General features: G+C 62.3%; 11 protein-coding genes. 8 read left to right on the top strand and 3 right to left on the bottom strand.

All coding sequences use genetic code 11. From position 1 onward, the window contains the following. Position 1 precedes the first annotated feature (1 nt). Both MOV63_RS00645 and MOV63_RS00640 read right to left on the bottom strand, forming a co-directional pair. Positions 2–1,375 carry an FAD-containing oxidoreductase gene (locus tag MOV63_RS00645; RefSeq protein WP_247031072.1) on the bottom strand — a complete coding sequence of 458 codons (1,374 nt, stop codon included), beginning with the start codon at positions 1,373–1,375 and terminating at the stop codon, positions 2–4. Then, the gene (locus MOV63_RS00640; protein WP_247031071.1) at positions 1,372–1,848 is read right to left on the bottom strand and encodes a DUF4126 family protein; all 477 of its coding nucleotides are present in this window, start codon (positions 1,846–1,848) and stop codon (positions 1,372–1,374) included. Before MOV63_RS00640 ends, MOV63_RS00645 begins: the two co-directional genes overlap by 4 nt. Positions 1,849–2,129: 281 nt before the next feature. On the opposite strand from MOV63_RS00640, the gene MOV63_RS00635 reads away from it, so the two are divergent. The 5 genes from MOV63_RS00635 (at position 2,130) to MOV63_RS00615 (ending at position 8,691) form a co-directional block, all read left to right on the top strand. Then, positions 2,130–3,956, top strand: a complete 1,827-nt coding sequence (locus tag MOV63_RS00635) for a sensor histidine kinase (protein ID WP_258719067.1) — start codon at positions 2,130–2,132, stop codon at positions 3,954–3,956. After that, entirely contained in the window at positions 3,953–5,323 is a 1,371-nt protein-coding gene (locus MOV63_RS00630; RefSeq protein WP_247031070.1) for a sigma-54 dependent transcriptional regulator, read from the top strand. Before MOV63_RS00635 ends, MOV63_RS00630 begins: the two co-directional genes overlap by 4 nt. Positions 5,324–5,533: 210 nt before the next feature. Next, positions 5,534–6,517, top strand: a complete 984-nt coding sequence (locus MOV63_RS00625; RefSeq protein ID WP_247031069.1) for a tripartite tricarboxylate transporter substrate-binding protein — start codon at positions 5,534–5,536, stop codon at positions 6,515–6,517. 197 nt (positions 6,518–6,714) lie between these two features. Further along, positions 6,715–7,176, top strand: a complete 462-nt coding sequence (locus tag MOV63_RS00620) for a tripartite tricarboxylate transporter TctB family protein (RefSeq protein ID WP_038545707.1) — start codon at positions 6,715–6,717, stop codon at positions 7,174–7,176. A 9-nt stretch (positions 7,177–7,185) separates the two neighbouring features. After that, a complete protein-coding gene (locus tag MOV63_RS00615) occupies positions 7,186–8,691 on the top strand; it encodes a tripartite tricarboxylate transporter permease (RefSeq protein WP_038545704.1) in 1,506 nt (501 codons plus the stop codon). A gap of 75 nt (positions 8,692–8,766) precedes the next feature. Here MOV63_RS00615 and MOV63_RS00610 read toward each other — a convergent pair whose 3' ends face one another. Further along, complete coding sequence (locus MOV63_RS00610; RefSeq protein ID WP_247031068.1) at positions 8,767–9,819, bottom strand: LacI family transcriptional regulator; 1,053 nt, start codon at positions 9,817–9,819, stop codon at positions 8,767–8,769. A gap of 266 nt (positions 9,820–10,085) precedes the next feature. Between MOV63_RS00610 and MOV63_RS00605 the strand changes: the two genes are divergently transcribed. The 3 genes from MOV63_RS00605 (at position 10,086) to MOV63_RS00595 (ending at position 13,253) form a co-directional block, all read left to right on the top strand. After that, positions 10,086–11,336, top strand: a complete 1,251-nt coding sequence (locus MOV63_RS00605; protein WP_174479299.1) for an ABC transporter substrate-binding protein — start codon at positions 10,086–10,088, stop codon at positions 11,334–11,336. A gap of 112 nt (positions 11,337–11,448) precedes the next feature. Next, a complete protein-coding gene (locus MOV63_RS00600) occupies positions 11,449–12,375 on the top strand; it encodes a carbohydrate ABC transporter permease (RefSeq protein WP_247031067.1) in 927 nt (308 codons plus the stop codon). After that, a complete protein-coding gene (locus MOV63_RS00595) occupies positions 12,372–13,253 on the top strand; it encodes a carbohydrate ABC transporter permease (RefSeq protein WP_247031066.1) in 882 nt (293 codons plus the stop codon). The genes MOV63_RS00600 and MOV63_RS00595 overlap by 4 nt, the downstream gene beginning before the upstream one ends. Positions 13,254–13,258: the final 5 nt, after the last annotated feature.

Raw genomic sequence — 13,258 nt, 5'->3', positions numbered from 1 at the left:
CTCAGATCGGCTTCATGCCGAGCACCACGGTCGGCCAGAATTCCGAGACCGTCGGATGGATCGGCACCGCCCAGCGCAGCGTATCGTAGGTGGCGCGGGCATTCATCATGTCGAGCACGCCGTGGATCGATTCGTCGCCGCCGGTTCCGAGGATCGCGGCACCGAGGATCTCGTGCGTGTCCGCATCGGCCACGAATTTCATCAGGCCCTGCGTTTCGCCCTTTTCGACCGCGCGGCCGACCCTTGCCATGGACTGACGACCGACCAGGACCTTCCGCCCGGACTTGCGCGCCTCTGCCTCGCTCATGCCGACACGGCCGAGTGGCGGGTCGATATAAAGCGCGTAACCGACCAGCCGGTCGGAGACCTTGCGGTTCTCGCCGTCGAAGAGGTTGGCGGCGATGATCTCGAAATCATTATAGGCGGTGTGGGTGAAGGCGCCGCGGCCGTTGCAGTCGCCCATCGCCCAGATGCCTTCGACATTGGTCGAGAGGTCGTCGCCGACCTTGATGTAGCCCTTCGCATCCAGCTCGACGCCGGCCTTGTCGAGGCCGAGATCATCGGTGTTCGGGCGTCGTCCGACGGCGAGCAGCACATCAGAGCCGATCACTTCCGGTGCGCCGTCGGTGCAGTCGACGCCGACGGCGACGCCGTCCTCATGCTTTCGGAACCGGATGCACTCGGCGCCGGTGCGGATATGAATGCCTTCGGCTTCGAGGATCTCGCGGATCGCCTGTGAAATATCTTCGTCCTCGCGGCCGACAAGGTGCGGGCCTTTTTCAACGACGGTGACCTCGGCGCCGAAGCGGCGGTAGATCTGCGCGAATTCCAGCCCGATATAGCTGCCACCGACGATGACCAGATGTTTTGGCACCCGATTGAGCATGACGATATCGCTATTGGTCATGTAGGGCACGTCATCGACGCCCAGGAAATCCGGGATTGCGGCACGGCCGCCGACATTCAGGAAAATCTGCGGCGCGGTCAGAAGTTCGTCGCCGACGCGGATCGTGTTCTTATCCTCGAACCGGGCGTGGCCGCGGATCAGCGTGCAGTTCGGCATGCCCTCGAGCCAGCTTTCGTTACCGTGGCGCGAATCGAGCGTCACCTTGTGCGAACGCCGCATGACGGCCGGCATGTCGATCTTCACCGGGCTGTCGAGCACCACGCCGTAGTCACCGCCGCGGCGGGCGAGATGGGCGGCATAAGCGCTGGCGACGAGCGTCTTGGTCGGTTTGCAGCCGGTATTGACGCAGGTGCCGCCGACATGTTTGCGCTCGATGATCGCAACCGTCTTGTCGGCATCGTTGAAGCGTCCTGCGAGTGAGGGACCGGCCTGGCCGGCTCCTATGATGATAGCGTCGAAGCTTTTCATACTGCGGCCGCGACAGGTAGGGACGCGACGATGATGTAGGCCGCGACGATCGCGACAGCGTCCTCGATGAAGGCGGCCGGCGGATCCTTGCCGAAGCTGGCGGCCAGCTTGGCGCGGACGGCGGCGCCACCATAGGTACCGATTGCGGCGCCGATGATGCCCGCGATGAGACCGACGATCCAGCCGCCATAGGGCGTGCCGATCGCCGCACCTGTGAGCGCGCCCATGATCAGCCGGGCGCCGAATTGCTGCGGCACCTTGCGGCTTGGCGTCGAGGGAAGCTGGTCGGTGACCAGTTCGACGACGGCAAGAATGGTGAAGATGCCAACGGCCCAGATGGTGCCCATGAAGGCGAGCCAGGAGCCGGAGAGGTTGAGCCAGCCGAGATAGGCGGCCCAGGCGATTGCGGCAGGTGCGGTCATGGCGCGCAGGCCGGCGACGACACCGATCAAAAGTGCGAGTAGATAGACCATTGAAACCCCCTTGTGGCTTTCCCCATTTGCGCCTGTGATCGAAGCACGATCAGTCGTGAAGTCAAGCAGCAGGTGGAAATTATCACGACGATACGAGGAATGCTTGCACGATCCGATCACGCACGCCGGCGCCTTTAAACGCCTGTAGCGACCATGATCCGAGATGCCGGCTACATGCCAGCCCCATGCCGGAAGGATTTTATGGAAATCAGCAGTGCAGTGGTTAGAATGCCGTTTTCCCGTCAGCCCGGGCGGGAAATGAGCGGAGGAAACCGGACCTGTTGAGATATCGCATTCTTCTGCCGTTGGCCCTGCTTGCGGCGATCGGCGTTGCGCTGGTCTTCAAGGGCAGCGATATCCTCGCGCGGGGTTATATCGACGAGGCCGAGATCCAGGCGGGCACAACGCTGCGCCTGGCGGTGTCGGCGCTCGACGGCCATCTGAAGCGTTACGAGGCATTGCCGGCTCTGATCGCCGACCAGCAGAATATCGAGGCGCTGATCCTCGATCCGAAGAACGAGACGCTGCGGGCGACAACGAACACTTATCTCAAGGAGATCAATGGGGTTCTGAAATCCTCCGACATTTACGTGATGACCATGGACGGCGAGACGATCGCGGCCAGCAATTATGACAGCCCGGTCAGCTTCGTCGGCGAGAATTTCACCTATCGACCCTATTTCCAGGATGCGGCGGAGGGCCGCCAGTCGCGCTTTTATGCGCTCGGCACGACGTCTTTGAAGCGCGGCTACTATTTCGGGTCGCCGATCGAGATCGGCGGCGCCATCCGCGGGGTGATCGTCTTCAAGGTGGATATCGACAACCTCGAAGCCTCCTGGGGCGGCGGCGACGATCGGATTTTCGTTTCGGATCCCGAGGGCATCATCTTCATGACCGGCAGTCCCGAATGGCTTTATGCCAGCATCCTGCCGCTGACGCCCGACCGGATCGCCCGCACGGAGGCGTCGCGGCGATACGCGGACGCCAAGCTCCGCGAATTGCCGGTCGAGCGCGGCAGCTTCGCAGGACGCGATGTCATGACCATCCGGGATGGCGGGGTCGAGAAGGAATATCTCGTCGTATCGCAACCGATGCCGGATGCCGGCTGGACCGTCAACGTGCTGATGGATACCAGCTCGGTCCATACCCAGGCAAAGACCGCGACGGTTGCAGCACTTCTGACGCTCTGCCTTGCAGGTCTGGGACTCGCCATTGTCCTCCAGCGCCGAGCGCGGCTCAACGAACGCCTGACGCTGCAAGCCGAGGCGCGCAACGAGCTGGAGCACCGCGTCGCCGAGCGCACCGCCGATCTCGCCCGCGTCAACAGCCGCATCGAGGAGGAGATCGCCGAACGGCGGCTCACCGAACAGCGGCTGAGACAGACCCAGGCGGACCTCATCCAGGCCGGCAAGCTCGCCGGCCTCGGCCAGATGTCGGCGGCCCTGTCGCACGAACTCAACCAGCCGCTCGCCGCTGCCAAGACCTATGCGGAGACGACCGGCGTGCTGATCGATCTCGGACGGACCGACGAGGCGCGGGACAATGTCCGGCGCATTTCAGCGCTCATCGACCGGATGGCCTCGATCAGCCGACACCTGCGCAACTTCGCCCGCAAGCCGAACGAAAAGCTCGGGCCTGTCGCGCTCGACGATGTGATGCGCGACACGCTGGAGATCGTCGCGGCACGCCTGAAGGCGGCGGATGCAGAACTGGACATTGAGATCGATCTCGATATTCCCGCGGTGAAGGCAGGCGCGGTGCGTCTCCAGCAGGTTTTGGTCAACATCATCACCAATGCCGCCGATGCCGTTGAAGGCCTTGACGACCGGCGCATCTCCGTCTCCGCCAGCCAGGCAGATGGCAAGGTTCTGGTCTCGGTGCGCGATCGCGGGCCCGGCGTTGCCGCGGCAATTCACGAACGCATCTTCGATCCGTTCTTCACGACCAAAGGTGTCGGCAGGGGTCTGGGGCTGGGGCTGTCGATCTCCTACAACATCATCAAGGATTTCGGCGGCAGCTTGAGCGTTGCCGATCATCCGGACGGCGGCGCGGTCTTCCTGATCGAACTCGAAGTTTCCGACGGCAATCTTCTGGAGGCAGCCGAGTGAGCGAGCAAAGAGTTCTGCTGGTCGACGACGAGGAGGAACTGCGCCGTTCGACGGCGCAGGCGCTGGAACTTTTCGGCCTGTCGGTCCAGACCTTTTCCAATGCCGATCATGTGCTGGAACTGACCGGTTTCGGCTTCGATGGCGTCGTCGTCAGCGATATCCGCATGCCGGGCACCGACGGCATGACGCTGCTTCAGAAGATCCGCGAGCTCGATGCGGAGATCCCGGTCATCCTGGTCACCGGTCATGGCGACGTGCAGCTTGCGGTCAAGGCCATGCGGGAAGGCGCCTACGATTTTCTCGAAAAGCCGTTCACGCCGCAACATCTCGCCGGCATCATCCGGCGTGCGCTCGACCGGCGCAGCCTGGTGCTGGAAAACCGCCGCTTAAGGGCCGTCGCCGGCAAGCGCGACGATGTCGAAGCCCGGCTTCCGGGTCGCACCCAGGTCATGGTCGATCTGCGCTACCGGATCCGTGCCATCGGCGCCACGGATGCCGATACGCTGATCATCGGAGAAACCGGCGCCGGCAAGGAAGTGGTGGCACGGGCGCTGCACGACATCAGTTCTCGCGCCAACAAGCCCTTCATCGCCATCAATTGTGCGGCTCTTCCCGACAACTTGATCGAGAGCGAGCTTTTCGGCCATGAGGCCGGCGCCTTTCCAGGCGCGCTCAGGCCCCGCTACGGCAAGTTCGAACACGGCCGCGGCGGCACGATCCTGCTTGACGAGATCGGCTCGATGCCAGTCGACCTGCAGGCGAAATTCCTGCGCGTGCTGCAGGAGCGGGTTATCACCCGGCTCGGCTCCAATGAGACCGTGCCGCTCGACGTGCGTTTTATCGCTACCAGCAAGGTGGATCTGGAAGCGGAAGTGGCGGCGGGCCGGTTCCGCGCCGACCTCCTTTACAGGCTCAACGTGGCGACCATCCATGTGCCGTCATTGGCACAGCGACGGGCGGATATTCCGCTGCTCTTTCTCCAACTCGTGCGGGAGGCCGCGGCGCGGTATGGCCGCGAGGACCTGGATGTACCGGCCGAGGTGACCTCCGCCATCGCCCAGCGCGACTGGCCGGGCAATGTCCGGGAACTGCGCAATGCTGCCGATCGGCTGGTGCTGGGGCTCGATCCGAAGCCGGGCGAAACCGGCGGCGCAAAGGATGGGGCAGGGCGGCTCGCAGACAAGGTTGCAGCTTTCGAGCGTAACCTGATTGCCGGCGAGATCGCCGCTCATGGGGGCGCGCTCAGGCCGGTTTACGAATCCCTCGGCATCTCGCGCAAGACGCTCTACGAGAAGATGCAGAAATACGGGCTGGACAAGAAGTTGCTCGGTCCGGAACACATGCTGCAGGATGACAGGGAGCGCTGATTGCGAGCTGCATGTGTGGAAATCCACCCATGCTTTTTGCGAATTGTTTCCGAATCCACCCATGCTGCGTCGCGGTATTCGCTGAAATGGCGCTTTGTGGCTTCTACAACGATTGCGCGTGCTCCGCGCCCTGCCGCAAATAGTGCTCAGGTTGGCGCCGGAGGAAATTTTGGGCGTCCACTGGTCCACATTTCATCCTGGAGGAGCCCGATGAAAATCCTGAACGCCGTTATCGGCGCAACCGCTCTTGCGGCGCTTTCCCTTTTCTCCGCTTCCGCCAACGCCGCGGGTTATCCCGAGCGCCAGATCACCATGATCGTACCGTTTGCGGCCGGCGGCCCGACGGACACGGTGGCGCGTCTCGTCGCCGAGTCGATGTCGAAGGATCTCGGCCAGCAGATCGTCGTCGAAAATGTCGGCGGCGCCGGCGGCACCCTCGGCGCGGCGCGCGTCGCCAATGCCGAAGCGGACGGCTACACCGTTCTCCTGCACCATATCGGCATGGCGACCAGTGCCTCGCTCTATCGCAAGCTGCCCTATGACACGCTGAACGCCTTTGACTATGTCGGCCTCGTCACCGACGTTCCAATGACGCTCCTCGCCCGCAAGGACATGCCGGCGAACGACCTCAAGGGTCTCATCGAATATGCGAAGGCCAACAGCGACAAGGTGACCGTTGCAAATGCTGGCATCGGTGCCGCCTCGCATCTGTGCGGCATGCTGTTCATGAGCTCGATCAAGACGTCGCTCGTCACCGTCCCCTACAAGGGCACCGGTCCGGCGATGACCGATCTCCTTGGCGGTCAGGTCGATATCATGTGCGACCAGACCACTAACACCACGAAGCAGATCCAGGGCGGTACGGTGAAGGCCTATGCGGTCACCTCTCCGGAACGTCTCGGCGTCCTGAAGGACATCCCGACCGTCAAGGAAGCGGGCCTTCCGGACATGCAGGTCGGCATCTGGCATGGTCTCTATGCGCCGAAAGGCACTCCGAAGGATGCGGTCGACAAGCTCAACAAGGCTCTCAAGTCTGCGTTGAAGAGCCCGAACGTCGCCGCCCGCTTCGCCGAACTCGGCACCGTGCCTTCGCCCGACAACGACGTCACCCCGGCGGCGCTGAAGGCCAAGCTCGAAGGCGAGATCGCTCGCTGGAAGCCGGTCATCCAGGCCGCCGGCCAGTACGCGGACTGAGGTGTCCGTCGGCGGCCGCCCTCATTCGGCTGCCGCCACCTTCTCCCCGTTCTGACGGGGAGAAGGGATATGCCGCACCGTTACCGCCATCCTCGGACGATGGATCGGGCACGTTCCCTCTCCCCGCAAGCGGGGAGAGGGTTAGGATGAGGGCAACCCCCCTCTGCCCGTGCCTCCTCCAGCCCATCGGAGACACCATGAATTCCTTGAAATTCGACACTGCCAATCTGATCTGCGGGCTGCTGCTGATCGCGACGGGCCTGTTTTTCGCCTACCAGTCGTTCGAGCTCGAACTGGGTACGGCCCTGCGCATGGGGCCTGGCTATTTCCCCTTCATCCTCGCCTGCGCGCTCGTCCTGTTCGGCGCGATCATCCTCATCCAGTCGATGCGGGTGGATGGAGGGCCGATCGGAGCGCTCGCCTGGCGCGGCATGTTCTTCATCCTGCCGGCGCCGATCTTCTTCGGGCTCACAGTCCGTGGCCTCGGCTTCGTGCCGTCGATCTTCGTCACCGCGCTGATTGCGTCCTTCGCCTCGGGACGCATGAAACCGCTCATGGCACTGGTCCTGTCGGCGGCGCTGACCCTCTTTTCGGTCGCTGTCTTCAGTTACGGCCTCGGCCTCCCGTTCCGCCGTTTCGGGCCATGGCTCGGTAATTGAGGTTGAGTGATGGATCTGTTCAATAATCTCGCGCTGGGTTTTGCGACAGCGACGTCGCTGGAGAACCTGTTCTTCTGCCTGATCGGCGTGCTGCTTGGCACCCTGATCGGCGTGCTTCCCGGTATCGGCGCCACGGCGACAATCGCCATGCTGTTGCCGATCACCTTCCAACTCGAGCCGGTCTCGTCGCTGATCATGCTCGCCGGCATCTATTACGGTGCGCAATACGGCGGATCGACCACGGCGATCCTGATCAACATGCCGGGCGAATCCTCGTCGGCCGTCACCGCCATCGACGGTTACCAGATGGCGCGCAAGGGCAAGGCCGGCGCCGCACTGGCGATCGCCGCGATCGGCTCTTTCTTCGCCGGCACGGTCTCGACCTTCCTGGTGGCGATCTTCGCGCCGCCGCTCACCCAGATCGCGCTGAAGTTCGGGGCGGCGGAATATTTCTCGCTGATGGTGGTCGGTCTCGTATCCTCGATCGCGCTTGCCCACGGTTCGATCCTCAAGGCGCTTGCCATGGTCGCGCTTGGCCTGCTGCTCGGCCTTGTCGGCACCGACATCTACACCGGCACCCCGCGTTTCACCCTCGGCATCCGTGAATATGCGGACGGGTTGAACTTCGTGGCGGTCGCGGTCGGTGTCTTCGGCATCGCGGAAATCCTCCGCAATCTCGAAAACGAAAAGACCCGTTCGGTCCTGATGGCCAAGGTTAGCGGCCTGATGCCGAGCCGCGAGGATTTCAGGGCCATGGTCGGACCGGTCCTGCGCGGCACGGCCATCGGTTCCATCCTCGGCATCCTGCCGGGCGGCGGCGCGATCCTTGCGGCATTTGCTTCCTACACGGTGGAAAAGAAGGTTTCGAAACATCCGGAAGAATTCGGCCACGGCGCGGTCGCCGGCGTCGCCGGTCCGGAATCGGCCAACAATGCCGGCGCTCAGACCTCGTTCATCCCGCTGCTCACCCTCGGCATTCCAGCGAACCCCGTCATGGCGCTGATGGTCGGCGCGATGATCATCCAGGGCATCGTTCCTGGCCCGAACGTCGCGATCGAACAGCCGGCACTGTTCTGGGGCATCATCGCCTCGATGTGGATCGGCAATCTGATGCTCGTGGTGCTCAACCTGCCGCTGATCGGGCTGTGGGTGAAGCTGCTAACCATCCCCTATTACGTGCTGTTCCCGATCATCATGGCCTTCTGTGCCATCGGGGTCTACAGCGTCAATTCCAACGTCTACGATCTCTACGCCGTCGCCTTCTTCGGCCTCATCGGCTACGCGCTTGTGAAGCTCCGCTGCGAACCGGCGCCGCTGCTGCTCGGCTTCGTGCTCGGCCCGTTGCTGGAAGAGAACCTCAGGCGGGCGATGATCCTTTCGCGGGGAGATCCGACGACGTTCGTCACGCGTCCCATCAGCGCGGGCCTCCTCTTCCTCGCAGCCCTCGTCCTCATCGTCGTCTTCCTGCCGAGTGTGAAGAAGAAGCGCGAGCAGGTCTTCGTCGAGGAGGACTGAGAAGCCGCGGACAGCGCGGCGCTGAAACTCTTCGCATGACTTCCTGACGGGTCATGCGGACGGCGCTCCGGGCGGTCAAACCGTCTGGAGCGCCTGCAATTCGGCGATGGGGGCGGGGCCGGCAATCCGCTTCAGCAGCAGCTTGCCCATCAGCAGGCCCGCTTCTGTCAGATCCTCATAGATCGTCTCGACGCGGGGGCGGATCTGGTCGAACAGGCCCGACGTCTGCTTGGCCACCAGCCTGATATCCTGGCCGAGTTCGAGTTGGTGGTCGTAGACGGATGCCATGACGGCGAGCGCCGACACTTCACCACCGCAGATATAACCGTCCGGGCGCTCAGGCTCGGCCATCCGGCGGAACAGATAATCACGGATATCGTCCGACTTGCTGTCGAGCGTGACGCCCTTGGCGATCTCGAAGCCGACGCCTTCCTCGCGCACCGCCGTCATGAAGCCGTGACGTAGATGATGAGCGAAGGTGAAGCGCTCTGGCGGCAGGATGATCGAGAGCCTTCTCGCCCCTGCGGCGATCAGCTTTTTTGCGGCCTGGTAAGCGAAGCTGTAATTGTCGTAGTCGACGTATGGGTGAGCCGTGGCAAGCTCGGTTCGGCCGTGACAGATGAACGGAAAATTGTTCTCCATCAAAAGCTTGACTCGTTCGTCCGCCGGTTCGGTGCGGGTGAAGACGATGCCGTCGGCCATGCGGTTGCGCATGATGTGGCGCACCGGGTCGATCTGCGGCGTATCGGAAAAATGCGGTGTGATGACGAGATGATAGGCCGTGCCGCGCAGGGCTTCGGTCAGCCCGTTGATCATCGAGGTGGCATAGCCGAGGATTTCCTCGTGCGGATCGAGGACCAGGCTGATGACATTGGTGCGGCCGGTGCGCAGGCGCTGCGCTGCCCGGTCCGGCAGGTAGCCGATATCGGCTGCGACCTTGCGGACGCGCTGACGGGTTTCGAGCGCGATCTGCGGCGCATCGGCAAGCGCGTGCGATACGGTCGTGACCGCGAGTCCCGTCAGTTCGGCGATCGTCTTCAAGGTAGGCTTTGCATCAACGCGGGGCTTTTCGGTTGCCCGCTGCGACTTCGCCCGCCGACCCTTGTCCCCCAGGTCTTCCAGCGACATATCCTCTTCTCCTCCGTTCCCGCCCAAAAACCGGAGCGAGCCTCATCTATATCGTTGCAAATCCTGCGGAAGTCGCCAGGGATTTTTCTCGGATCCTGAGGAAAATTTGGCCATTCGATAAATTTGCAAGTTTTTTCATCACGTTAACTGCGGTCACCCAGATATCAAAAACTCCTCCGACCGGGTTGACACCGACAGCAATTATATCGTTATAAATCGCCATATCCGGAGAGGAGCCCGGATGCAAAGGGAGATTCTCAATGAATATTCGAATGATTGCCAAACTTGCCGCCGGTGCGGCACTTATCGCCATGACCGCCGGTGCCGCCAAGGCCGCAGAACAGGTCGAAGTCCTGCATTGGTGGACTTCGGGCGGTGAGGCAGCAGCGCTGAACGTCTTGAAAGAAAACCTGCAGAAGCAGGGCGTCGCCTGGAAGGACATGCCCGTTGCCGGTGGTGCAGGTTCCGCCGCCATGACCGCGCTGCGCGCCCGCGTCACGGCCGGCGACCCGCCGACCGCCGTCCAGCTTCTCGGCTTCGACCTGAAGGACTGGGCCGAAATGGGCGTCGCCGCAAACCTCGACGACCTCGCCAAGAAGGAAGGCTGGGACAAGGTTATCCCGGCCGCTCTCCAGAACTTCTCGAAGTATGATGGCCACTGGATCGCTGCTCCGGTGAACATCCACTCCACCAACTGGCTGTGGATCAACAAGGCTGCACTCGACAAGGCCGGCGGCAAGGTTCCGACCAACATCGCCGAACTCATCACGCTGCTCGACGCCTTCAAGGGCCAGGGCCTCACCGCCCTCGCTCACGGCGGCGTTCCGTGGCAGGACGGCACGCTCTGGGAAGCCGTCGTGCTTTCGACCGGCGGTCCGGACTTCTACAAGAAGGCCGTTCTCGATCTCGATCCGGCAGCACTTTCCGGCGACACTATGAAGAAGGTCTTCGACACGATGTCGAAGCTGCGCACCTATTTCGACCCGAACTTCTCAGGCCGCGAATGGAACCTCTCGACGGCCCTCGTTATCGAAGGCAAGGCCGGGGCTCAGGAAATGGGCGACTGGTCGAAGGGCGAGTGGCTGCGCGCCAACAAGAAGCCAGGCACGGACTTCGTCTGCATCCGCTTCCCCGGCACGCAGGGCTCGGTCCTCTTCAACGCCGACCAGTTCATGATGTTCAACGTTGGCGGCGACGCCGAAAAGGCTCAGTTCAAGATGGCATCGGCCGTCGAAGATCCAGCCTTCCAGATCGCCTTCAACACGGTCAAGGGTTCGGTTCCTGCCCGTACCGACGTCTCGAACGAAAAGTTCGACGATTGCGGCAAGAAGGGCATGGCGGACCTGACGGAAGCTTCTTCCAAGGGTACGCTGATGGGCTCGCTCGCCCATGGTTACGCTCAGCCGGCCGCCATCAAGGAAGCCATGCTTGACGTCATCACCCAGCACCTCAACGGCCAGCTGACCACCGAAGCAGCGCTGAAGCGCCTGCCGGAAGCGGTGAAGGCTGCCAAGTGATCGCGTTTCCGCAAAAGCTCTGACATCCGAGTGGCCGGGATAATCTCCCGGCCACTTTTCAAATTCCGGCTTGCCGGTCTATTTTTCTGTCTGGTATCTGCCGGAGGTCATCATGACGACAATCGAACCGGTTCCCGTGCTTGAGCCGCACAGAGAGCGCCGCTCCATTGCGGACGGAGTGCGCAACGCTCTGCCGAAGATCGTGCTGGCGCCGTCGTTTGCGGTGATCCTCGTCTTCGTCTACGGTTTCATCCTCTGGACGGTCTACCTTTCGTTCACGACCTCACGCATCCTGCCGGTCTACAAATGGGGCGGTTTCGACGCTTATTTCCGCCTCTGGTCGCAGCCGAACTGGTATGTGGCGATGCAGAACCTGGCCATCTTCGGGGTTCTCTATATTGGTATCTGCATCATCCTCGGGCTCGGCATCGCGATCCTGATGGACCAGCGGATCCGCGCCGAAGGCGTATTGCGGCCGATCTTCCTCTACCCGATGGCGCTCTCCTTCGTCGTCACCGGCACGGCCTGGAAATGGTTCCTCAACCCCGGCCTCGGGCTTGAGAACACCATGCACAATCTCGGCTGGACGAGCTTCAAGTTCGACTGGCTGGTCAATCCCAAGATGGCGATCTACACCGTCGTCATCGCCGGCGTCTGGCAGGCGTCAGGCTTCGTCATGGCGATGTTCCTGGCCGGTCTGCGCGGCATCGACGGCGAGATCATCAAGGCGGCCCAGATCGATGGCGCCTCGACGGTATCCATCTATCGACGCATCATCATTCCGCTGCTGCGGCCCGTCTTCCTTTCCGCCTTCATCGTGCTCGCGCATATGGCGATCAAGTCCTACGACCTGGTCATCGCGCTGACCGGCGGTGGACCGGGCAATGCGACCGAGTTGCCGTCAACCTTCATGTATTCCTACACGTTCACGCGCAACCAGATGGCCGTCGGTTCGGCGAGCGCCGTGATGATGCTGATGGGGATCACCGCCATCATCGTGCCCTATCTCTATTCGGAGCTTCGGGAGAAGCAGTCATGAGCGCGACACAAGAAACCGTCAGCGCCGGCGGCGCCCGCACCGCCCGTTATTTCATCTATGCCGCGCTAGTTATCCTGGCCCTCGTCTATCTTCTGCCGCTCTACGTCATGCTGTCGACGTCCCTGAAGTCGCTCGACGAAATCCGCGGCGGCGACATGCTGGCGCTGCCGCGCGATCCCTCGGTCGCCGCCTGGGTGCGCGCCTGGGGCGAGGCCTGCATCGGGGTCAGCTGCGTTGGCATTAAGGGGTATTTCTGGAATTCCATCAAGATGGTCGTTCCGGCGGTTCTGATCTCGACCCTGCTCGGTGCGCTCAACGGCTATGTGCTGACCAAGTGGCGTTTCCCGGGCCACAAGCTGATGTTCGGCATGATGCTGTTTGCCTGCTTCATTCCGTTCCAGGCGGTCCTGATCCCGATGGCGCGCGTGCTTGGCACGTTTGGGCTCTCGAACTCCACCACGGGCCTCGTTATCGTTCATGTGATCTACGGCCTCGGCTTCACGACGCTGTTCTTCCGCAACTATTATGAAGCCTTCCCGGACGAGCTGGTAAAGGCCGCGATGATCGACGGTGCCGGGTTCTTCCGGATTTTCTGGCGCATCCTGCTGCCGAGTTCCGGACCGATCATCGTCGTGACGATCATCTACCAGTTCACCAACATCTGGAACGATTTCCTGTTCGGCGTGTCCTTCTCATCCGGCACGTCCTCGCCGATGACGGTGGCGCTCAACAACCTCGTTGCCTCCTCCACCGGCGTCAAGGAATACAATGTCGATATGGCGGCTGCCGTGTTCGCAGCGCTTCCGACGCTGTTCGTTTATGTCGTCGCCGGACGCTATTTCGTGCGTGGCCTGATGGCCGGCGCAGTCAAGGGATAACCGCA

The organism is Neorhizobium sp. SHOUNA12A, from assembly GCF_023006505.1.
In the GTDB taxonomy this organism is placed as follows: domain Bacteria; phylum Pseudomonadota; class Alphaproteobacteria; order Rhizobiales; family Rhizobiaceae; genus Neorhizobium.
Note: the sequence above shows the minus strand (reverse complement) of the source record. Positions and strands in the feature narration are given on the sequence as shown.

Excerpts from the sequence above, each read along its gene's own strand:
- MOV63_RS00645 (WP_247031072.1), bottom strand. The coding sequence starts at position 1,375 with ATGAAAAGCTTCGACGCTATCATCATAGGAGCCGGCCAGGCCGGTCCC.
- MOV63_RS00640 (WP_247031071.1), bottom strand. The coding sequence starts at position 1,848 with ATGGTCTATCTACTCGCACTTTTGATCGGTGTCGTCGCCGGCCTGCGC.
- MOV63_RS00625 (WP_247031069.1), top strand. The coding sequence starts at position 5,534 with ATGAAAATCCTGAACGCCGTTATCGGCGCAACCGCTCTTGCGGCGCTT.
- MOV63_RS00620 (WP_038545707.1), top strand. The coding sequence starts at position 6,715 with ATGAATTCCTTGAAATTCGACACTGCCAATCTGATCTGCGGGCTGCTG.
- MOV63_RS00615 (WP_038545704.1), top strand. The coding sequence starts at position 7,186 with ATGGATCTGTTCAATAATCTCGCGCTGGGTTTTGCGACAGCGACGTCG.
- MOV63_RS00610 (WP_247031068.1), bottom strand. The coding sequence starts at position 9,819 with ATGTCGCTGGAAGACCTGGGGGACAAGGGTCGGCGGGCGAAGTCGCAG.
- MOV63_RS00600 (WP_247031067.1), top strand. The coding sequence starts at position 11,449 with ATGACGACAATCGAACCGGTTCCCGTGCTTGAGCCGCACAGAGAGCGC.
- MOV63_RS00595 (WP_247031066.1), top strand. The coding sequence starts at position 12,372 with ATGAGCGCGACACAAGAAACCGTCAGCGCCGGCGGCGCCCGCACCGCC.